The organism is Kitasatospora sp. NBC_01300 (assembly GCF_041435235.1).
Taxonomy (GTDB): Bacteria; Actinomycetota; Actinomycetes; order Streptomycetales; family Streptomycetaceae; genus Kitasatospora.
On sequence record NZ_CP108408.1, the window covers coordinates 3,170,998 to 3,191,800 of the forward strand.

A 20,803-nucleotide genomic window follows, 5' to 3' on the forward strand; every position below is an offset into this window, starting at 1 on the left:
AGGGGACCGCGAAATGGGGCGACGTGCCGCCGAGCGGGATCTGACCGCGCACACCACGGCGATCCACTGCACCACCGACCTCCTCAAAGGCATGGAGGCGCTTGTCTGGGAGTTCGACGACGACACCCGCAACGAATGGCGCGGCCTTCAGAAGACAGCCCGCGCGAACGCCAAGGCGGTCCGTGACCAACGCGAGGAGGACGTCTTCCTCGTCCCGTACTCCATCGTCGTGACCGTACTGCAGCAACTCACCGACGGCTACGTCCACCTCGACAAGTACCTGCGGTACATGGTGAGCCTCACCGAGATCACGCCCAAGACCCTGGTGAAGGTCTTCACTTTCCTGGAAGGAATCGTCCGGAAGGTCCCGCTCGATGAGGTCCCCTTCCAGGTCGAGTCCCGGCTCGCCACGCTGATCGCCGCCACCACGGCACGCCGCCTCCCGCTGGCCGAGCACATCCTCGCCACCGGGGACGAAGGTGTGGTCAACCCACCCAGCTGGGCCTACGACGCGGTGAAATGGCACATCGCCAAGCGCCTTGCCGCCGTCCCCCTGATCGACCAGCAGATGGAAGGCGTCACGGAGGAGTACGTCGACAAGAAGGGGGAGACCAAGGAACGGATCATCGGCTGGCAGGCCGCCAAGGACGAGGGCACCCGGGCCGAGGTGCACTACCGGCCGGCCAACGACGGAAGCCTCGTCGCCTGGGGCCACCCCATCGGCCCGACCTTCGCCGGCCGCGGCCACCCCATCAAGGCCGAAGACATCAGCCGGGACTGGCCCACTGACGAAAGCTCCAGCAGGCTCCAGTACGCCATGTCCAGGATGACCGTCAAGATGGCCACCTACACCGCGGTCGACCACCCGATCATCAACACCGACGCCCACGTACGGCGGGTCAACAACGCCCTGATCTTCTCCCGCACCGCCCTCGTCGACCAAGGAACCGGCCGGCCACTGCTGAAGGTGACCCTGGACGGCCGAGGCCTGCGGCAGGCCAACTCCTACGCGCTGGAAATCCTCGCCAAGCTGGACGCCGACCGGACCGCTCTCAACGCGGTGGAGAACCGCGTCGAGCGCGAGCGAAACCTGTGGAACACCCGCGACGCGAACGGAAAGCGCGCCACGCTCCTCACCCCAGCCCCGGGCCCCGTCCGCCCCGTCGTACCCACTCCGCCGAAGTGGTTCGCCGTCGGCACCGGCGCCGGCCTGTACCACCTGGGGCTGCTCCGCGACCAGATCGAGAGGGCCTTCGACGGCGCCGCCCGCCTGCTGGAGCTCAAGTCCAAGGGCAGTGTCTTCTCGCCGCGCCCCTTCGAGACCATCTCGGCCGCGGAGAAAGCCGCCCGCAAGAAGGACAACCAATACATCGACCTCGTCGGCCTGCCCGACCCTGCCAGCATCCAGCGCTCGATCGAAGCAGCCGGGTACAAGACGCTGCGGATCCTGTGCCTGTACTACGAGGCGTCCACCCGCATGCGGATGCTCCACGGCCTGGCGCACTCCTACCGCCTCGACCCGTCCGACATCGACCGCAGTGTCGACGGCGACCGCATCGCGCTGGCACCCGGGGTGGAAGCGGTCTTCCACTACGCCAAGGACCTTCTGGCCCACGGCCCGGTCACGACCCGGGCCACGGACACCCGCGCCGTGGTCGACGCCTACAGCGAACCGGGCGTCATGCTGGCCGCGTGGTGCGAGACCGAGAAGCCCATCGCCGGCGAGGAACACAAGCAGTTGAAGTCCTCCGAGGTGGAGAGGGCCTTGGAGGACAGCGACGCCAAGTTCCAGACCAGGCGCGCCCTCGCCGCCACCCTCACCCCCAGCCAGTACCTCATCGGGCGCCAGCGAGACGCTGTCAAGGGCGACCAGGTCCTCACCGTCCCGAAGAAGCCGTACGACGACCATCGCGTCTACATGGGGCTCCTCGACCTCTACCGCTCCTGCGGCATCATCGACGCCCGGTTCGAGGAAGCGCTCTACGGCCCGGACGACCCCTATTCGATCCCCCGCATGGCCTGGTGCGGCGTCCACATCCGCAAGCAGGCCACCGACCGAAGGTTCCGCGGCGAGCCCAAGCGGATCGTCACGGCCAGCGTGATCATCCCACCGGACACCCCTGAAGGCGCCTGGCGGATGCTCGGCTGGAGCAACCTCAGCCCGGTCTGGGAGCACTACCCCACCGCCCAGGCCCGCTTCCACGCCGCCAACTACCCGCTCCACCGAACCGACGGCGACAACGAGATCCAGCGCTGGACCCAGGCCAGCCACGACGTCAAACTCGCCCTGCAGGACCTCGCCGACGAACTCGACGACCTCCCCTACGCCCTCATCATCGACGGCAGCGCCTGCCGCAGGATGTGGCCGGGGCTCAACAACAACAAGCAAGGCAAGCAACCCGACCCCACCGACTCCCGCCCGTGGCTCCCCAGCACTGGGCTTCCGGTCCACGCCGCACCGGTGAGCGTCATCCGCCTCAACTGCAACCAGGAGGAGATGCCCCGTCTCGCCTATGTCACGGAGAAGCTGAAGAGTGGCAAGGAGAAGACCCTCAAAACCTCCAGCGACCTCTACTTCCCGGCCGAACGCACCGAAGGTCACCCCTGGTTCCTGTACACCGAACCGCGGAATTACGGCAAGAAGCGCCACGGCCAGCACAAGACCCGCTGGCGTGCCGACCCGGGCCACGCCTCCGAGAATGCCGACGAGCGTAAGGAAAACGAACTCAACGCACCCTGGTATACGATGAGCACTCGCGAAATCACGCCCATGTGCACCAACTCGGGCTACCAGCGCGAACACCTCGCCGTCGCCGCCGCCCGCCTCAGTCACCAAGCCTTGGCCTGGTCCGACCGCACTCGGTACGCGGCCCCGCAGCATGCAGCACTCCAGATGGACCTCGACCACCCGCAGTACCGCCGCTCCGCGCCCACGGACCCCGAATCGCTGAAGGTCATCGCAGACGCGATGAATGGCAACAACAGCATTGGCTCATGACCCTCGGTCCTGGGCCCGCCGATATTTCACCTCGCGAATCCCGCCGCCCGTGGCACTCGGGAAATGAAATATAGGCCATCCCTCACGCCAGTCCCGTGATGCGTGCTCCCGCGGCGGGCTGCTTGATTCAGGCATTAACACTGCGGGAGCACACCTATCCAAACCGGCGCAATTCCATAGATTGATTGCACATGAGCGCAAACTGCGACGAGGAGATCGACGCCTGGGTGGAGGAGCAGCTCGCCCTGTCACCCGCCTGGTCCGCAGAGAGGTGGGAACGCATCTCGGCCCTGCTGAGGGCAGATGGCAAGGATCAAGAGGATCAGGCGTAGTCGACTTCCAGGCCCTTGGGCCTACCTACCACTACGGAACCCGCCCCGAAGTCCGCCTCTGTTCAGATCAGCCACCGGCTGGCACCGGGGCGCGCTGTCGTTACGCGCCCCGGTGCCAGCCGCACGGTGGTGCATGAGTCTGAGCCGGCAGGCGCTACAGGTTGACGAAGCGCGCCGCTACTGGGAGCGGCGCGCTTGTGCGACTGGGGCACGCGAGACTCTTGGGTGGCTGACCTGGGCCTGTCTGCCCAGCTCAGCCACTCCGCGTTCCACCGGCCCCGCCGAAGGAGTCACAACCTCTCGGGCGTGCCGATGCCGAGGAGGTCCACGCCCTGTCGGAGGGTCTGACCGGTGAGCTGGCAGAGCAGCAGGCGGGTCTCCATGACCTCGGGGCTGGGGGCCTTGAGGACGGGGCAGTGCTCGTAGAAGGTGGTGTACGCCGACGCCAGGTGGTGCAGGTAGGCGCAGAGCCGGTGGGGCTCGAACGTTCCGGTCACCTGAGTGATGGTGGCGCCGAACTCGTCGAGGAGGAGGCCGAGGGCGCGCTCGGCCGGCTCCAGGTCAAGGTCCTGGTGGGCGGTCGGGATGACGCCCTCGGGGGCCTTGCGCAGGATGGACTGGATGCGGGCGTAGGCGTACTGGAGGTAGGTGCCGGTGTCGCCGTTGAGGGAGACCATGCGGTCGGCGTCGAAGATGTAGTCGCGGGTACGGGAGGTCGAGAGGTCGGCGTACTTGACCGCGCCGATGCCGACCTGCTTGGCCCGGTCTTCGAGTTCCTCGGTGGCGAGCTGCGGGCTTTTCTCGGAGACGACGGTGCGGGCCCGGTCGACGGCTTCGTCGAGGAGGTCCATGAGGCGGACGGTCTCGCCGGAGCGGGTCTTGAAGGGCTTGCCGTCCTTGCCGAGGACCGTGCCGAAGCCGAGGTGCAGGGCGCGGACGCTGTCGGGGAGCCAGCCTGCGCGGCGGGCGGTTTCGAAGACCATCTGGAAGTGGAGGGCCTGGCGGCTGTCGACGACGTAGAGGAGTTGGTTGGCTCCGAGCAGGCCGACGCGGTCGCGGATGGCGGCGAGGTCGGTGGTGGCGTAGCCGTAGCCGCCGTCGCTCTTCTGGACGATGAGCGGGGTCGGCTCGCCGTTGGGGCCCTTGATGTCGTCGAAGAAGACACACAGGGCTCCGTCGGAGCGGACAGCGACACCGGAGGCTTCGAGGTCTGCGCAGACCTCGGCGAGCATGGGGTTGTAGTAGCTCTCGCCGATGGCGTCGGCGTCTTCGAGGAGGACGCCGAGGCGGGCGTAGACGGCCTCGAAGTACACCTTCGACTCGTCGACCATGCCCTGCCAGGAGGCGACGGTCTCCGGGTTGCCGGCCTGGAGGTCGACGACGCGCCGACGGGCCCGGTCGGCGAAGTCGGTGTCGCTGTCGAACTTGGCGCGCGACGCCTTGTAGAGGCGGTTGAGGCGGGACATCGACGGGCCGGAGTCAGCGGCCTCGGTGTCGTCGCCGAGTTCGTCGTGGTGCTCGATCAGGTACTGGATGAGCATGCCGAACTGGGTGCCCCAGTCGCCGAGGTGGTTGCGCTTGATGACCTTCTCGCCGGTGAACTCCAGAGTACGCACCAGGGCGTCGCCGATGATCGTCGAGCGCAGGTGGCCGACGTGCATCTCCTTGGCGATGTTCGGCTGGCTGTAGTCGATCACCGTGACGCCAGGCTCGGCGGTGCTGCCGACACCGAGCCGGGTGTCCGCCGCACGGGCGGCCAGCCGCTCCAGGATGGCGGCATCCGTGACCGTGACGTTGACGAATCCGGGGCCGGAGACCTCCAGGCTCGCGATCACCTCGTCCGCAGCCAGGTGTTCCAGGACGCGCGTGGCCACCTCACGGGGGTTGGCCCGCAGAGGCTTGGCGAGACTCATGATCCCGTTGGCCTGGAAGTCGGCGCGGTCACTTCGTCGCAGCTGGGGGTCGCTGTCCGCTGCGTCGGGAAACGCGGTGGAGATCGCCTGAGCAAAGCGCTGCTGCACCGCGTCGGCGATGGAGAGGACCGTAGCCATAGAACGAAGGACCACTTCTGTGAGAGGGCGGATCCGCGGACGGGCCGCGGGAGTCGCACAGCAACCGCACCAGGTGGACGGTCGGCGCCGCACGCCGATTGTCCCATGCTCTCGCGGGCGAGAGGCCGATTAAGCGTAGCCGCCCGGCACGACATGACTCCCCAACAGCATTGATGAGTCGCAGAACTGAATGATCATCAGAAATTGGGAGCCACCGTTCCGCTTCGTGCGGCTCCATACAGACCGGAAGCCGGTGGCCGAATCCGCTAATTCGATCGAACACACGGTGACGGAGCGGCTACGGTGACACATCTGCGTGCGGCACTCGGGAGGGGAGTGAAGTGAGCAGAACGACAAGGGGTGCGCGTGGTTCGGGGGACCTCGCGGTCTCAGTTCGGCAGGCGCTCGACACGGCGAGCGGCCGGGTCACCTTCGATGACCCCGACTTCGTCGACATTGGCGGGCGGGTGCACCGGTTTCGCCACCGTGGGCGCGACCTGGTGGCGAAGCTCCGGCCTCTTGGGGCTGCGCGCTCGGAGCAGGAGCTGGCCGCTGAGTCCGCGCGTCGTCTGGGCGGGTTGACTGTCGACGGGTTCGGCGCCGTGGAGGTCTGTGTTCCCGAGCTGGTCCCACTGCCCGGCCAGGGTGCCGCACTGGTTTCCCCGCATCTGGGCAGGCGTTTATCGGCCGGGAACGGGGCGAACGGTCTGTCCGTTCCCGTTGTCGCCGACCTGCTGGTGGCCTTGCTGGACCGAGGGGTCGAGGCGTCGGGGTGTGTGCCGCGGAACATGTTCCGCCGGGTCGGGCGGACGGTCCTGATCGACTGGGAGGACGCGCTCCTGGTGCCGGCCGGAGCCACCCCCAACGAGCTGACCCTGATGAAGTGGGACATCGCCTGGTCCGACCTGCTCGGGCACGACCTCAAGCTGCGGGACCGAATCCCCACCTCGCTACCGGGCGAGCAGGCGGTGTTGGACGACTTCGAGACCGTCCTGGCGAGCTGGTTCGCCCGGGGCGCGCCCCACGTGGACGTCCGCCGCTACGGGATCGAGGTGACACTCGCGAGCGAACTCCCGCTGACGAGGGCCGGATCGGCAAGCGCCGCCGCTCTGGGGCACCTCGCCGAGGACGTCCTTCCCGCGAAGCTCGGCGTCTTCCACACCGTGCTGACCGCACACCTGCGCGAGCAGCGCGGTGAGGACGCCTATGCGTCCCTGCTCGGACAGTTGGACGCCCTGGCGACAGGCAGTCGACCGGCTGCTTTTCCACCAGATCTGGCCGCATTACGGCGGGCTTGGGTCCTGGCACTGTTCTCGGCCGCCGAGTCGATCCCTCTGGCCGGAGCCGTGTCGCTTGAGCAACTGGCCGAGCGAATAGGCCAATTGGCTCGCGTGAGCGGCTGGGACGCGGCATGCGAGCGGGCTATGGTGGCCGAGGAGATCGCCGGTCGCCTCGCCGACGTCGTCCTAACCGTCCTGCGGATCGAGGAGCTGGACCTGCTGTTGCGGGGTTCTTGCGCCCAGGGGGTACTGGGCCTCGGCAGCGACATCGACTTCGAGTTGAGCTCGGCAGCGTTCCCCTGCGGGCACAGGCCGGCGGAGGACCTGCTGATCGAGGCACTCACCTGCCTCGGGCTGGAGGCCGAGGGCTCCGCCGCGCGCCCGGTCGAGCACGACCTCGTCAACGCCGACGGCAACGCGAGCCGCGACCTTCACGAGTGGTTCGAGCTCCGTCGGCCAGGCTCCGCCGTTCACGACCCAGGTTGGGCGACGACAGTCCTGACACCGCCATCCGCTGAGACCATCGGCCGCCCGAGCCAGTACGAAGAGCAGGGCCGCGAGTACACCGCCAAGTACCTGTGGTTCGAATCCCGGGCCGCGCTGGCGCGCCTCGCGTCCACCGGCTCGGGCACGGCGCGGATGCCGGTGACTGTGGAGCGGCAACTCGCCCTCCTCCCACAGGTGATCGGCGCCGAGGAGGCCGCGGAGCTGCGCGATCTCGTCCACGCCACGTTCGCCCTGCGGGAGACAGCCGACCCCGCCCACCCGGCCGGCGGGCAGGCCGACGCTGAGATCACCCGGCTCGCCGCCCGGCTGAACCTGTTCCGCCAGCGCCTGGGACTGCCCGGCCCGCAAAACCCGTAATTCCCGTACCGCCCCGATCCGCACCATCTCAACCCGAGAGGTCCACCGTGATCAGCGACGCGATTCCACTCTCCACCAGCGACCCCGCACACGTCTCCTTCGCGGACGGCTACGTCTTCCACGTCCTCGGCGGCCAGATCACCGCCCCGGGCGCGCCGTGCCCGTGCGGCGCACCGGAAGCGGTGCACCAGATCACGTCCTACCGCGAGGCGTACCCGCAGGCGCAGCTCTCCCTCACCGACTCCTGCAACATGGGCTGCACGTACTGCTCGTTCCGCGACCGGGTCCACGCCGACGGCAAGCCCGTGACGATTCCCCTGGAGACGGTGGTGCAGGGCCTCGCCACCCACCGCAAGCGGCTCGTCGAGGAGGACGCGCGGTACAGCCGCGTCGACTTCGGGCTCGCCGGCGAAACGATGCTGGTGCGGCACATGCACGAGGAGGTCCAGTCCCTGGTGGAGGAGGGCCTGGCAGACTCGCCGGTCAGCGTGGTGTGGGCCGGGCCGATGGTCACCAACGCGACGCTGTCGATGACGCCGGAGCTCGCCGACCGGCTCGGCCCGCCCCAGGACATCAGCCTCGACGGCCCGAAGGATGTCCACGACCGGGTCCGCTTCTACACCAACGGACGTGGTGGCACGTACGACCACGTGCGTCCGGTCCTGGACCGGGTGCTGGCCCGTTACCCCGACATGGGCGTCTCCGCGGTCCTGACCGCGTACTGCACCGACTTCACCATGATCTTCCGCCACCTCTTCGAGGACGTCGGCGCCCGCAACATCTACATGAAGCCGGTCAACGCCACCTACGACAAGGACTACGCGCTCAACGCCGCCACGCTGCCGGCCTTCCGCCAGGGCTACGCCGACCTCGTCGAGCACCTCCTCGCCCAGCCGCCGGAGGGCATCCTCGCCCGGTTGCTCGCCCTGAACTCCGAGGACTTCTTCATGCGATTCTTCTACCGGGTGAAGGACCGCGCGGCGCAGGTCTACCGGTGCGGGGCGGGCAAGAGCGGCACCTACCTGGACACGAACGGCAACCTCTACCCCTGCGCGCACTTCATCGGGAAGTCCGGCTGGCACATCGGGCACGCCTCCACCGGCGTGGAGGACAGCGAACGCAGCCGGTACCTCGACCTGGTGGTCGACCAGCGTGACGGGTGCTCCACCTGCCCGTCGCGGTACGTGTGCGGTGGCGGCTGCTACTACCAGGCTGTGTTGGCGAACGGGGACATCACCCGGCCCGACGAGGTCAAGTGCGACCTGATCCGGTTCATCACCGACCTCGCGGTCCGCCTCGTCATCACGCTCCGCGAGAAGCACCCCGAGGTCCTCGACGCGCTCCCCGCCCCGTACGGGCTCACCAGCGAGGCGCTCGCCGCATCCCCCGAGGCCGACTACCTGCCAGCCGCCCGCCTCCTGGCGGATCCGGGCCACGACGAGGACTCGGCCATCCCGCTGGGCGGTCCTGGCCGGCTGCGGGGCGGCCTGGCGACTTCGGCTGGTCTGCGCGCCCGGCTCGCGCTCGACGACGACCAGCTGGAGGTCCGCCTCGACCTGGGCGACACCCCCGATACCGTGCGCGCCGTGAGGGTTCGCCTGCAGCCGCTGGGGTCGGGTGGCTTTACCCTGCATGACCTCGCCGCCCAGCAGGGGCCGGGCGAGCACCAGTGGCGTGCCACGCGCGACGGCGCCAGGGGGCTCCATGCACCCACGGATCGCTTCCGCCGCGTCCCACACCCCGATCCCATCTGGGAGGACGCCGCCGACGTCGACCTCTTCTGGGAAGCGGAACAGGTGCGGCTCCGTTTGCCCTTGCCCGCACACGGCGAGACCGGGGCCGGGCTCGGGGTGAACGTGTTCGTGGACTTCGAGGACGGCGGCTGGACGGCGCTGACCCTGCACGAGCCGTTCGCGGTCCTCGACCGCTCCCGCACCGGAGTGCTGCGACTGTCCGGACCGGAGACTCCCGCTGGCCCGGAGGCTGCCGGTGTGAACGGGCGGATGCCCGCCGGTCTCACCCCGGTCGGCCGCTGGGCCGGTCTCCAGGGCAACACCTGCTGAGGGGCGGAGACTTGCGGATCCTTCTGACCACCCACCGATTCGCCGGCGACGACGCTGGCGGCACGGAGATCCTGGCCGACGACCTCGCCCGGGCGCTGACGGCCCGCGGCGTGCACGTCAGCTGGCTCGCGGCCGGCGAGCCACCGCCACCGCATCGTCGCACGGCCGACGAGTACCTGAGCCTGCCCGCTGCCCTCGGCAACGACTACCCCGTCGGCTGGCGTGCCCAGGAGATGGAACAGGCCCGCAGGGTCGAGCGACTGCTTGCCGCACGTCCTGCCGTGGACGTCGTGCATGTGCTGCACTTCAGCCGCATCGGCCTGGAGTTCCTCGACCTCCCGTCCCTGGCCGGGGTGCCGGTGGTCGCGACGCTGACCGACTACACCGCGATCTGCCCCGACCACCAGCTCGTCATCCGGGCCACCGGCACCCAGTGCACGGCGACAGCTCCCACCCAGGACTGCCTCGGATGCCTCAATGCCCCCGAGAACGCGCACGGCGACGTGGCCTCTTGGCGGGCGCGGAACATCGCCTGGCTGAACGACCGGGCCCGGGCCCTGTGGACGCAGACGCCGCACCAGGCCGCCGAGTTGGCGAAGGCCGGCGTCGACGTGGGCAAGGTCGTCCGCGACCGGGCCCGCTACGGACTGCCAGCCGTCTGGGCTCCGCTCGCCACCAGCGCAGGCGGCGGACGGTATCTGCTGTTCCTGGGCAGGTGCTCGCCCGAGAAGGGATTGCATCTCCTGCTCGACGCCTTCCGCCGTAGCTTCACCGACCTGCCGCTGGTGATCGCGACCGTGCCGGACGACACCGCCTACGAGGAGCGGATGCGCGCCGTCGCCGCGGCAGATCGACGGGTGCGCTGGCTTCCCCCGCACTCCCGTGCCGAGGTCGGTCTGGTGCTGGCCGACGCCCGGGCGCTGCTGGTGCCCTCGCAGTGGTGGGAGAACCACCCATTGGTGGCGTACGAGGCCCGGGCCCTGGGTGTCCCGGTGTGGTCCTCGGCCGTCCCGTCCATGCACCACCTCGCAGACGACCCCAGCGTCCACCTCGTCGAGGACTACCGCGATCCGGTCGCCTGGACCCGGGCGATCGACGCGGCATCCGAGAAACTGGCCCCTCGGGTACCGTCGTTCGACCGCAGGGTGGAGGAGTTCGCCCTGTTCGCCGACGAGACCGTCTCCGTCTACCGGAAGGCGGTGGCCGGGTGATACCCGAACACGCGCCGCAGATCACGGTGCCCGAGCGGTTCCGGAAGTTCCTCGTCACCGACGACTTCGACCGCTACGGCCTCACCCCCGGACAGCCCACCGCCATGCCGCAGTACCTGCAGGTGGAGCTCACCGACCTGTGCAACCTCGCGTGCGCCGGCTGCCTTCGGGCCGTGCACGAGAGCAGTGGTGGGCACCTGCCCTTGGAGGCGTTCGTCGCGCTCCTCGACCAGCTCCCCGACCTCGGCCACGTCTCCTTCGTCGGCGGTGGGGAGGCACTGATCGTCCGCGACTTCGCCGCCTACGTCCAGGCATGCACGGACCGCTCCGTGTTCACCTCGACGAACACCAACGGCCTGCTGGTGCGCCGCCGTCTCGAACCGGTCCTGGCTGCCGGGCTCGGACTGATCGCCATCAGCGTCGACGGCGCCGACGACGCCACGCTCGGGCGGATGCGCTCCGGGCTGCGCCTGACCCAGCTAAGCGCGGCTCTGCGCGAAGCGGTCGCACTGACCGAGGGACGGGAGACGGGACTGTCCGCGGCCGTGACGCTCTCGGCCGCGAACCTGGAACAGTTCCCGGCGATCGTCGACTTCGTCGCCGACCACGGCCTGGGGCGCGTCAGCGTGGAGAGCCTGCACCACTGGGGCGAGGACAAGAGCCTCAACACCGAGTCCCTGTTCGCCCTCCCCCCGTACGACGTCGTCCCGCACCTGGAGGCCGGCCTCACCCGGGCCGAGGAGCACGACCTGCAGCTGTCGATCTTCGACTACTCCCGCCTCACCTCCCCGGCCGCCGCGAACGCCGTATGTCCGTGGCCGTGGGACGCGAGCTACCTCACCAAGGACGGCGACGTCACGCCGTGCTGTGTCCACATGGAGTCCAGCCCGGGCAACGTGCTCGGCAACATCCACCAGACGCCGATGGCCGAGATCTGGACGGCGTCGCCGTACCAGTCGCTGCGGGACTCCTTCATCGAAGGCCCCGCCTGGTCCTCGTGCGAAGGCTGCGTGTATCGAATGGAGTTCGGACGTGCCTGACCCCCAACCGCCCGCCCTGCTGAGCAACCGTCCCCGGGACGACAGCCGGCGGATGCTGCACCAGGCGGTCGACCTCGGACTCGACTTCACCTCCGGTGAGCTGCGCGACCACCGCGTCCTGCGGCACGCGACGGTCGGCCAACTCATCGACCGCCTCGCCGGGCCGATCCCCCACACCGGGACCAGCGACGACCAGCTCATGGACTCCCTGGCCGAGATCGCCAGGTGGTCGATCTCCCAGGCCGACCCGCGCTACCTCGCGTTCCCTGACACCGGCGACAGCATCGCCGCCCTCGCCGCGGACATCGTCGCCACCTTCCTCAACCAGAACCTGATCGCCTTCGACCGCAGCGCGCCCGCCGCCAGCGTGATCGAAGCCCAGCTGATCATCTGGCTGCGGGAACTCATCGGCTACAAGGCCGCACCGCTCACCGCCTACCAGGGCCTCGCCTCGCTCGGCGGGATGTGGACCTCCGGCGGCAACATGAGCAACCACATCGCCATCGCCGCCGCCCTCGCCCACACCTACCCCGAAGTCCGCCACAGCGGCCTGCGCGCCATCCCCGAGCAGCCCGTGATCCTCCTCGCCGGCGGCGTCGAGCACTTCTCCTACCTCGCCGCCGCCCAAGCCCTCGGCCTCGGCACGGACGGACTCCTGTGGGCGGACGCCACCCCCGACTTCACCAGCGACCCCGCCTCGATCGCGGGCCTGCTGGCCTCACCGCCGCCCGGCAAGCGGATCTTCATGGTCGTCGGCGTCGCAGGGAACTGCCGCACCACCGGCATCGACGACCTGCAAGCGCTTGCCGACCTCTGCGCCCAGCACGGCGTCTGGTTCCACGTCGACGCCTGCCACGGCGGCAGCCTGCTGTTCTCCGAGAAGCTCAAGGTCCAGCTCGCCGGCATCGAACGCGCCGACTCCGTCGCCCTCGACCCGCACAAGGGCCTGTTCGTCTCCTACCCCTCCAGCTACGCGCTCTTCCGCGACCCGGCCGTGCTCGGTCACTTCGCCCGCTACCCGGACCGCGCCGACGACCCCGACTGCCTCGACCTCGGGCTGATCACCCCGTTCTACGGATCCCGCGGCTTCGAATCACTCAAGCTGTGGGCCCTGATGAAACACCAGGGCACCGACGGCATCGGCCGGCTGGTAGAAGGCCGCCAGGCCACCTACCAGCGGATGGTCGACCTGCTGGAGCGCACCGGCAGCTTCCGCCTCCTCGGCACCTCCGACTTCTACCGGTGCGCCTTCGTCTTCCTCCCCGACCAGGTCGCCCACGCCCTCCAGGAGGCGTACAGCCGACCTGAACTCCACGGGGCGGTGCGCGCGCTCGTGTCCCGCTACACCGCGGCCTTCGCCGACCGCCTCTACCGCAGCGGCACCGTCGTCTTCGACCTATTCGCCCTCCAGGACCTCGCCGACCGCATCGGACTCGGCACCACTGCCAAGTACCAGGTCATGGGCATGTGCGTGGGCCACCCCCACATCCCCGACGACATCGAGCGCGGAATCGAACGGGCCATCCTCGACCACTCCCGGGAACTCACCGCCGCCATGCTGACCGACGCCCACGCACTGCTCACCACAGCAGCCCCGCCAGACAGCGGCGCCGCGGCGGACGTGACCGGACCAGCAGGGTGGTGACCCCGGTGGCGTACCCGCCCGCGTTCACCATCGCCTACCTCGTCCATAGCGACGTCGAACTCCTGCGCCGCACCATCCCCGCCACCCTGGACGCCCTGTGCCGGGGCACCCGCCACCCCTACGACCTGGTCCTCGTCGTGGACGGCGCCGAGAGCGCCCCGATCGAAGAGATCACCGAACTCGCGCACTCCACCTGGGGATTCGACGAAGTGCGGCTGCGCTGGCGCACCCGCCACCGGGCCTCCGGCGACCAGGCCAACAACATCCACACCCACTTCGTCACCGACAAGAGCCGATTCCTGATCACCATTGAGGGCGACGTCGTCGCCTTCCGCGACCCCAGCGTCACCGACGTCCTCGCCGAGATCGCCGACACCTTCGACCGCTGCCCCCAGCTCGCCCTCGCTCAGCGCATCGACGACCACGACTGCTGGCAATGGAAACTCGAAGACGCCGGCCCCGTCCTCAACGCCGAGGCCCGCTCGGTCAACCGGGTCTCCTCCCACTTCCTGATCTACGACACCCACCGCGCGCGGCCCGTCATGGCCGCAGCTGGCGGCATCCCCGGCGACCGGTTCCACGACGACGGCCAGAGCTGGCTGAACTACGAGGACTGGCTCTCCCACACCTTCGCCCACCCCGCCGGGCCCGGCATCGGCTACCTGCACCAGCTCCCGCTGCGGATCTTCCACTGCGACGAGAAAACCGCCCCCGGCTCAGCCCACTACCGCCGCGACCTCGAAACCCGCCTGCGCGTCTTCGCCGAACGCGAGCACCAGGTGAAGAAGGAGTTCCGTGCCTGACCAGCGCCTCGTCCCCGCACCCGTCTTCATCCTCTCCCCGATCCGCTCCGGATCGACCCTGCTGCGCTGCCTGCTCGGCTCCCACCCCGACGTCCACGCCCCGCACGAACTCCACCTCGGCGGCCTCACCGTCACAGTCGACGACGAGTTCACCGACCTCGCCATGCGCACCCTCGACCTCGGCCGCCAGGACCTCGAACACCTCCTGTGGGACCGGCTGCTGCACCGCCAACTCACCGAAGCGGGCAAGACCGTGCTCGCCGAGAAGTCCCCCGGCAACGTCTTCATCTGGCAGCGCCTCACCGCCTGCTGGCCCGACGCCCGCTACATCATCCTGCGCCGCCACCCGGTGGCCATCGCCGACTCCATCCGCCGCGCCGGCGACGCCACCGACCTCGCCGAAGCCGCCGTCACCGTCGACAAGTTCGCCACCGCCCTCGACGAAGCCGCCGCCCACGTCCCCACCTCCGTCAGCGTCACTTACGAGCAGCTGACCGCTGAACCGGAAGTCACCTGCAAGACCCTGTGCGAGTACATCGGCATCCCCTGGGAGCCGGCCATGCTCGACTACGGCCGCCACGACCATGGCCCGTTCGTCTACGGCATCGGCGACTGGTCGCCCCAGATCGCCTCCGGCCGGATCCAGGACGCCACCCCGCCGCCCGAAGACGCAGACGTCCCCCCGTTGCTCAAGCACTGGTGCGAGAGATGGGGCTACTCCGCGTGACGCACCCAGCAGCCTCCGCGGTCTTCTGGCTCATGGGCCTGCCGGCTTCCGGGAAGACCACCCTCGCCCGCCGACTCCTCGCCCACCTTCAACCCGAGCACCGCGACTGTGTCCTGTACGACGCCGACGAACAGCGCGCCACCGGCGTCCTGCGAGACCTCGGCTGGTCCCCGGAAGACCGCATCGCCACCATCGAGGCGCTCGCCCAGGCCGCCCTCCGGCACCCGATCAGCATCGTCACGCTCGTGACCTCCACGCCCGCAGAGCGGCGGCTGGCCGCAGATCTGCTCCGCGAACGACTCCACCTCATCCACGTCCGCGCACCCGAACAGCTCCGGCACGCCCGCGACGCCCTCCGACCCTCACCCGCCTACCGCGCCAACCCAGCACCCGACGCGCCCGAACTCTCCTGGACCGACCCTGAGCACCAGGTACTCACCCTGGACACCACAGCTCCGCTCGGGGTCTCGGAGAAGGCCATCTGCTCATTCGCCGACAACGTGCTCCGGGGCCGCGCCGTGCCATAGCCGTCCGTCACGCAGCGGCGGAACGCCCCGACGCCCAGCGGTCCTCATGCCCGGGCAGGACGCCATTCGGTGGAGCGGTGGCGCCGGCCAGGCACCCATCGCTTGGGCGCTCGGCGACCGCGATGAAGGCCAGCTCGGAGAAGAAGAACCCGCCCAGGCGATCGGCCTCCTGCACCGCCGCGTACCACTTCTCCACCTCAGCTGCAGTGACTGTGCCGCGACCATGCTTGTCCGCGGACAACAGCGCCTTTCGGATCTCTCCGATCCGGGCCTCCGCGTGTCCCGACAGCTCGGTCGACCACGTCAACAGCGGCTCGACGCTCACCAGCCTCAGTGCACTCCGCGCCAGCAGCAGCCCCAGCTTGCGGCCGATCCGCCCATCCGCGTGATCCATCCAGCCCTGCACGTCGTCCGCGAAAGCGTGACAGACCCGCCGATCAAGGTCCGCATCCGCGCCGGCGATCACCAGAGAATCGAAGTCGACGTGCGCAAGGACCACCCGCCCACCTGGCCGAAGAACCCGAGCAATCTCGACCAGCAGATGCTCCGGGTCCGGGAGGCACTCAACCGTGTTGTACGAGAGAACAGCGTCAGCACTCTCATCCCCGCACGGCAGCGGAGTCCGAAGATCTGCAGCAAGGGCCATCACCGAGCCGAGGTGACCATGGAGCTCCTGCTGAGCTTGCCTGAGGAACTCCGCAGACCTGTCTATCCCGATCAACGTGGCCTCGGGAGCCACACGGCTCAGCGCCAGCAGCGTCGGTCCGGCACCGCATCCCAGGTCGATGACCCGGCTGCTGGCCGTCGGAGCGGCGAGCTCGGCAAGCCGGTTGTGGATCGCTTCGGCGCAGTCCGACACAGCACGACCCCTCTCCCTGACCCGCGCTGGAGCCGAAGCGACAGCGCATCCGACGCATAGCTGCACAATATGTGACAAGTCGGATGGCGTCCTGTCGGGCAAAGACAGAACCTTCAGAGCGCGAGAGGGCTCGCAGATGGGCTGCCTCGGCGACATGGGCGGCCCCACTCGCGGTCGCGCAGGTCAAGATGACACCTGCGGGGAAAGCACGACGGAGGGCCGGCAATGACCTGGCCCCAAGCAGTGTTCGGATGATCCAGGAGGGGTGAGGTGGCGCAGGGGGTAGCGGCAACGCAATGGGGGACGCCGAAGGCGGTTGGGGGCAGGCGGATGGCGGGTGGCACTGCCATCGACCCGGTCGATGGCACCTTCGACGCCGTACCCAAGAACGCCACAACGGCAGGACAGGACCAGTCGGGCCGCTACAGGGCTACCGGCTCGAATCCCGGCCGATCCCCGTCCACCACGTGATGGCTCATGAGTGCAAATCAGCCAAGCAGGCGGAGGTGTGCGGGTCCCGCACTTGAGGTCGGGACTGTGTGAGAGGCTGTCTCGCACGGACAGGCGGGCTGGCGTGACCTCGCCTTATCTGCTTCAGCACGCCGAGAATCCGGCCGCCGGGCGGCCTTGGGGTCCGAGGCGTTCGAGGGGGCACCGCGGCGCAAAATACTCTTTCTGCCACCAGTCGATTACGCAGCGTGCCACTGGCACCAGTGGCACGCCGCGTACCCGACGCTGAGCAGCACCGGGACCCCGCGCCGCTCCGCCTCCGCGAACGCCTCCGGCCCCCAGGGCCACCAGTCCACAGGGTTCTCGGCATGCTGCAGCAGGTACGGCGAGGTCGCGTCCGCGAGACGGTTCGGCATGCCCCCCATCCTCGCGCATCGGGGGCCGGGCGACGGGACACCGGCTGCGGCGAGCCGGGCCCCGCGCGGCCGGCCAGGTGGCTTGCCCTTCGGCTTGTGCATGCGGCCGGGGCGGCGTCCGCCACGTCCGACCTGCTCACCCCCCAGCACGCCGCAACACTCGATCGGCTGGAGGTGAAGCCGCCGCGCGGCCCAGCGTGTTGATTCACCGAGCAGTCGACAACGTAGTTCCGGTCACTCCGGTCACTCTCATCACTCTGGTCACTCCGGTTCGAAGGCTCGCAGGGTGTCGTCGCCGTCGGTCCACAGGACCCCGAGCCGCTGCCGGGCCAAGAGCCATCCGTCCCCGTCACGGCGGAACTCCCAGTCGTAGGGACCGCCCATGGAGTAGGGGGCAGAGGTCCTCCCGGGAGCGGTGTCGGCGACGAACCACATGTACCCGATGCCGGTCGCCCGGTCGCCCTCCACGTCCACGTGCATGTTGAGGATGTGGTGCTGGATGCTCGTGTAAGGCGACTCGGCCTCCTCCACCTTCGCGCGGATGGCCTCCCTTCCCTGGATTCGCTGCCAGGGCCCGAACTCCAGCACGGCGTCTTCGGCCCAGCAGGCGGACCAGGCCCGCCAGTCCTTGCGGTCCAGTGCCCGCCAGCCGCGGATCATGAGGGCGTGCAGGGCGTCCCGGTCCTCCAGGCCGCGTATTCTGCGCGCCAGGTCGTCGAGAGCGGGGGTGTGCGGCACTCCGGTTCCTTCCGTCACTGGGCGCTCGCCGCAGGTCGTACGACGATCTCGTTCACGTCGACGTACGGCGGCTGGGAGATTGCGTAGGCGACGGCCTCCGCGATCGCGGAGGCCGGCAGGGCCACGGCGCGGTACGTCCGCATGGCCGCCCGAGCGACCGGGTCCGCGATGCCGTCGGCGAGTTCGGACTCCGTGACGCCCGGCGAGACCAGCGTGACCCGGACGTCACCGGCGGACTCCTGACGCAGTCCCTCGGAGATCGCACGGACCGCGAACTTGGTGGCGCAGTACACGGCGGCGGTGGGAGAGACCTCGTGCGCGCCGACGGAGGCGATGTTCACGATGTGCCCGCCACCTTGGGCGCGCATCACGGGCAAGGCGGCGGAGATGCCATGCAGGACACCCCGCACGTTCACGTCGATCATGCGGTCCCACTCCTCCGTCCTGAGCGCCTCCAGCGGCGACAGCGGCATCACCCCGGCGTTGTTGACCATCACGTCCACGCGGCCGTACCGCTCTTCGGCCGCTGCCACGAAGTCCCTCACGTCGGCGGTCTCGGTCACGTCCAGGCGCTGGGTCGCCGCCGTGCCGCCCGCGGCGGTGATCTCCGTGACGAGTTGGTCCAGGCGATCGGTGCGCCGTGCTCCCAGGAACAGGCGGTGGCCGTCGGCGGCGAGCCGGCGGGCGGTCGCCTCGCCGATCCCGCTGCTGGCACCGGTGATCGCTACGACCTTGATCGTCCGCTCTGGCATGACTGCCCCTCATCTCTCGGTAGGGCACCGAGTCTGGGCGAGGTGTCGCGGGCGGCCCAGGCCGTGTGCCGCCTGGGTGCGGTACACCCAGGCAGCACACCGGGCCCGCGGCCTAGCCTGGGCACATGACCGACAACCAGCTGGGTGAGTTCCTGCGGGCGCGCCGTGCGGCCGTGCGGCCGGACGAGGTCGGGATGCCGAGCCATGGCGTGCGCAGGGTGGCCGGGCTGCGCCGCGAAGAGGTCGCCGTACTGGCAGGGGTGAACGCGGACTACTACACCCGGCTGGAACAGGGCCGTGAACGCCACCCGTCCGCGCAGGTGGTGGATGCGCTCAGCCGCGCGCTGTTGCTGGACACCGACGCCCAGGCGCACCTTCACCAACTGTCCGGAACCGCACCGTCCCAGCGGCCCGTCGCCGCCACCGACCAGGTCGACACCGCCCTGCGCGTCCTGCTGGACGGCTACCCCGGCACTCCGGCGTTCGTCATCAACCCGACCCTGGACATCCTGGCCGCCAACGCCCTGGCCGAGGCCCTGTACTCGCCCTTTGAACCGATGGACAACCTGGCCCGCATGGTCTTCCTCGACCCGGCAGGTCGGCCGTTCCACCCCCGATGGGACCGGACGGCGGAGACGGTGGTGGGGCACCTGCGCCAGGCATCCGGCGTCGACCCGGATAGTCCGCGCCTACGGGCTCTCGTAGACGAACTCAGCACGCGCAGCACGGACTTCGCCCGGCTGTGGAACACCCACACCGTGCGCGGCAAGACCCGCGAACACAAGCACGTCCACCACCCGGACGTCGGCGGCATGACCCTCACCCACCACGCATTCGACGTGCGGGACGCCCCCGGCCAGCAGTTGATCATCTACCACGCCGAACCCGGCAGCCCCAGCGTCGAGGCGCTCAGCCTGCTCGGCTCCGTGCACGCCACAGCGAACCGCGCCTACCGGTCCGCCGGGTGACAGCCCGTGCGTGGCACGGTGAGCGCGACGGGCCCACGGTCCTCACGCCGGACACTCACCCCCGGGCCGCCGCATGGTCGGGGCTGGATGTGCCTTACGTGCATGACTGGCTTGTGTGTCTTTCACCTGCACGTTGGGCTCCCCCGCAGGGTGGGAGGTGCCGATCAGCTGGTCAGGCCCGCTTCGGGTGGTACGACGGCCACTGGTTCGCTGCCCTGCGGATGCCGTCGGGTATGCCGCGGGTCAGGCCGGTTCGGACCAGTGGCTGATACCGAGGTTGGCGTCGAAGGTGCGCATCCGTCGGAGCACCTGGTCGGGGGTGGGGCCGGCGAGCTCGTCGACGATCCGGCCGTCGGCGAGGAAGACCACCCGGTCCGCGTGGCCGGCCGCGACGGGGTCGTGGGTGACCATCACGACGGTCTGGCCCAGCTCGCGGACGCAATGGCGCAGCAGGGAGAGGATCTCGGCGGCGGAGCGGGAGTCCAGGTTGCCAGTCGGCTCGTCGACGAAGACGATCCGGGGGCGGCCGGCCAACGCCCGGGCGCAGGCAGCCCGTTGCTGCTGACCGCCGGAGAGCTGGGCCGGGCGGTGGTCGAGGCGTCGGCCGAGGCCGGCCGCGTCGATCACGGTGTGCAGCCACTGCCGGTCGGGGGTGAGGCCGGCGAGGACGAGCGGCAGGGTGATGTTCTCCAGCACCGTCAGGGTGGGGATCAGGTGGAAGGCCTGGAAGATGAAGCCCACGTGGTCGCGGCGGAGCCGAGTCAGCCTGCGGTCGTTCAGCCGGGTGAGGTCGGTTTCGCCGATCCGGGTCGAGCCCGAGGTGCAGGACTCCAGACCGGCCAGGCACTGCAGCAGGGTGGACTTGCCCGAGCCGGACGGGCCCATGATCGCCGCGAACTCCCCCTCCCGGAACGCCACCGAGACCCGTTCCAGCGCCACCACTCGGGCGCCGCCGGCCCCGTGCACCTTGGTCAGCTCGACGGCTGCCGCGGCCACCGGGGTGGACGTGGCGACGGGGGCGGACGGGCCACCGGGCGGGGGCGGGGACTCGATCATGAGCGGTGCTCTCCTAGGTTGTG

16 protein-coding genes and 1 pseudogene are annotated in these 20,803 nt (G+C 69.5%); 11 read left to right on the forward strand and 6 right to left on the reverse strand.

The features are described from left to right. The first annotated feature begins 13 nt into the window (after positions 1-13). Both OG556_RS13930 and OG556_RS13935 read left to right on the forward strand, forming a co-directional pair. Positions 14-2,998 (forward strand): RNaseH domain-containing protein, encoded by a 2,985-nt coding sequence (locus OG556_RS13930; RefSeq protein ID WP_371517310.1) that lies wholly within the window; start codon positions 14-16, stop codon positions 2,996-2,998. 191 nt (positions 2,999-3,189) lie between these two features. Beyond that, complete coding sequence (locus tag OG556_RS13935; protein WP_371517311.1) at positions 3,190-3,330, forward strand: hypothetical protein; 141 nt, start codon at positions 3,190-3,192, stop codon at positions 3,328-3,330. Positions 3,331-3,620: 290 nt separating this feature from the next. On the opposite strand, the gene argS is transcribed toward OG556_RS13935, so the two are convergent. Further along, entirely contained in the window at positions 3,621-5,381 is a 1,761-nt protein-coding gene (gene argS / locus OG556_RS13940; protein WP_371517312.1) for an arginine--tRNA ligase, read from the reverse strand. Positions 5,382-5,722: 341 nt separating this feature from the next. On the opposite strand from argS, the gene OG556_RS13945 reads away from it, so the two are divergent. The 8 genes from OG556_RS13945 to OG556_RS13980 are packed head-to-tail and all read left to right on the forward strand — an operon-like array spanning position 5,723 to position 15,541. Next, positions 5,723-7,525, forward strand: a complete 1,803-nt coding sequence (locus tag OG556_RS13945; protein WP_371517313.1) for a hypothetical protein — start codon at positions 5,723-5,725, stop codon at positions 7,523-7,525. A gap of 47 nt (positions 7,526-7,572) precedes the next feature. Further along, positions 7,573-9,588 carry a radical SAM protein gene (locus tag OG556_RS13950; RefSeq protein WP_371517314.1) on the forward strand — a complete coding sequence of 672 codons (2,016 nt, stop codon included), beginning with the start codon at positions 7,573-7,575 and terminating at the stop codon, positions 9,586-9,588. A gap of 11 nt (positions 9,589-9,599) precedes the next feature. Next, complete coding sequence (locus OG556_RS13955; protein ID WP_371517315.1) at positions 9,600-10,799, forward strand: glycosyltransferase; 1,200 nt, start codon at positions 9,600-9,602, stop codon at positions 10,797-10,799. Continuing rightward, positions 10,796-11,839, forward strand: coding sequence for a radical SAM/SPASM domain-containing protein (locus OG556_RS13960; protein WP_371517316.1), 1,044 nt, complete (start codon positions 10,796-10,798; stop codon positions 11,837-11,839). Before OG556_RS13955 ends, OG556_RS13960 begins: the two co-directional genes overlap by 4 nt. Further along, positions 11,832-13,484, forward strand: a complete 1,653-nt coding sequence (locus tag OG556_RS13965; RefSeq protein WP_371517317.1) for an aspartate aminotransferase family protein — start codon at positions 11,832-11,834, stop codon at positions 13,482-13,484. The genes OG556_RS13960 and OG556_RS13965 overlap by 8 nt, the downstream gene beginning before the upstream one ends. Before the next feature lie 5 nt (positions 13,485-13,489). Beyond that, a complete protein-coding gene (locus tag OG556_RS13970) occupies positions 13,490-14,287 on the forward strand; it encodes a hypothetical protein (protein ID WP_371517318.1) in 798 nt (265 codons plus the stop codon). Then, positions 14,280-15,014, forward strand: a complete 735-nt coding sequence (locus OG556_RS13975) for a sulfotransferase (protein WP_371517319.1) — start codon at positions 14,280-14,282, stop codon at positions 15,012-15,014. The genes OG556_RS13970 and OG556_RS13975 overlap by 8 nt, the downstream gene beginning before the upstream one ends. Next, positions 15,011-15,541: an adenylyl-sulfate kinase gene (locus OG556_RS13980; RefSeq protein ID WP_371517320.1), complete on the forward strand. Its 531-nt coding sequence runs from the start codon at positions 15,011-15,013 to the stop codon at positions 15,539-15,541. Before OG556_RS13975 ends, OG556_RS13980 begins: the two co-directional genes overlap by 4 nt. A gap of 7 nt (positions 15,542-15,548) precedes the next feature. Here the strand turns inward: OG556_RS13980 and OG556_RS13985 are convergent, their stop codons facing one another. The 4 genes and pseudogenes from OG556_RS13985 to OG556_RS14000 form a co-directional block, all read right to left on the reverse strand. Continuing rightward, positions 15,549-16,400, reverse strand: coding sequence for a methyltransferase domain-containing protein (locus OG556_RS13985; protein ID WP_371517321.1), 852 nt, complete (start codon positions 16,398-16,400; stop codon positions 15,549-15,551). A gap of 707 nt (positions 16,401-17,107) precedes the next feature. Continuing rightward, positions 17,108-17,266, reverse strand: a pseudogene (locus tag OG556_RS13990) (DUF255 domain-containing protein); the annotation flags it as partial. Positions 17,267-17,527: 261 nt separating this feature from the next. Then, positions 17,528-18,004 (reverse strand): nuclear transport factor 2 family protein, encoded by a 477-nt coding sequence (locus OG556_RS13995; RefSeq protein ID WP_371517322.1) that lies wholly within the window; start codon positions 18,002-18,004, stop codon positions 17,528-17,530. A gap of 14 nt (positions 18,005-18,018) precedes the next feature. Continuing rightward, complete coding sequence (locus OG556_RS14000; RefSeq protein ID WP_371517323.1) at positions 18,019-18,756, reverse strand: SDR family oxidoreductase; 738 nt, start codon at positions 18,754-18,756, stop codon at positions 18,019-18,021. A gap of 125 nt (positions 18,757-18,881) precedes the next feature. Between OG556_RS14000 and OG556_RS14005 the strand changes: the two genes are divergently transcribed. Beyond that, positions 18,882-19,724 (forward strand): helix-turn-helix transcriptional regulator, encoded by an 843-nt coding sequence (locus OG556_RS14005; protein ID WP_371517325.1) that lies wholly within the window; start codon positions 18,882-18,884, stop codon positions 19,722-19,724. Between the two features lie 243 nt (positions 19,725-19,967). Here OG556_RS14005 and OG556_RS14010 read toward each other — a convergent pair whose 3' ends face one another. Next, complete coding sequence (locus OG556_RS14010) at positions 19,968-20,780, reverse strand: ABC transporter ATP-binding protein (RefSeq protein ID WP_371517326.1); 813 nt, start codon at positions 20,778-20,780, stop codon at positions 19,968-19,970. Positions 20,781-20,803 lie beyond the last annotated feature (23 nt).

What these genes read in the sequence shown, in the direction of transcription:
- OG556_RS13935 (WP_371517311.1), top strand. Translation starts at nt 3,190, where the DNA reads ATGAGCGCAAACTGCGACGAGGAGATCGACGCCTGGGTGGAGGAGCAG.
- OG556_RS14005 (WP_371517325.1), top strand. Translation starts at nt 18,882, where the DNA reads ATGACCGACAACCAGCTGGGTGAGTTCCTGCGGGCGCGCCGTGCGGCC.
- OG556_RS13930 (WP_371517310.1), top strand. Translation starts at nt 14, where the DNA reads ATGGGGCGACGTGCCGCCGAGCGGGATCTGACCGCGCACACCACGGCG.
- OG556_RS14010 (WP_371517326.1), bottom strand. Translation starts at nt 20,780, where the DNA reads ATGATCGAGTCCCCGCCCCCGCCCGGTGGCCCGTCCGCCCCCGTCGCC.
- OG556_RS14000 (WP_371517323.1), bottom strand. Translation starts at nt 18,756, where the DNA reads ATGCCAGAGCGGACGATCAAGGTCGTAGCGATCACCGGTGCCAGCAGC.
- argS (WP_371517312.1), bottom strand. Translation starts at nt 5,381, where the DNA reads ATGGCTACGGTCCTCTCCATCGCCGACGCGGTGCAGCAGCGCTTTGCT.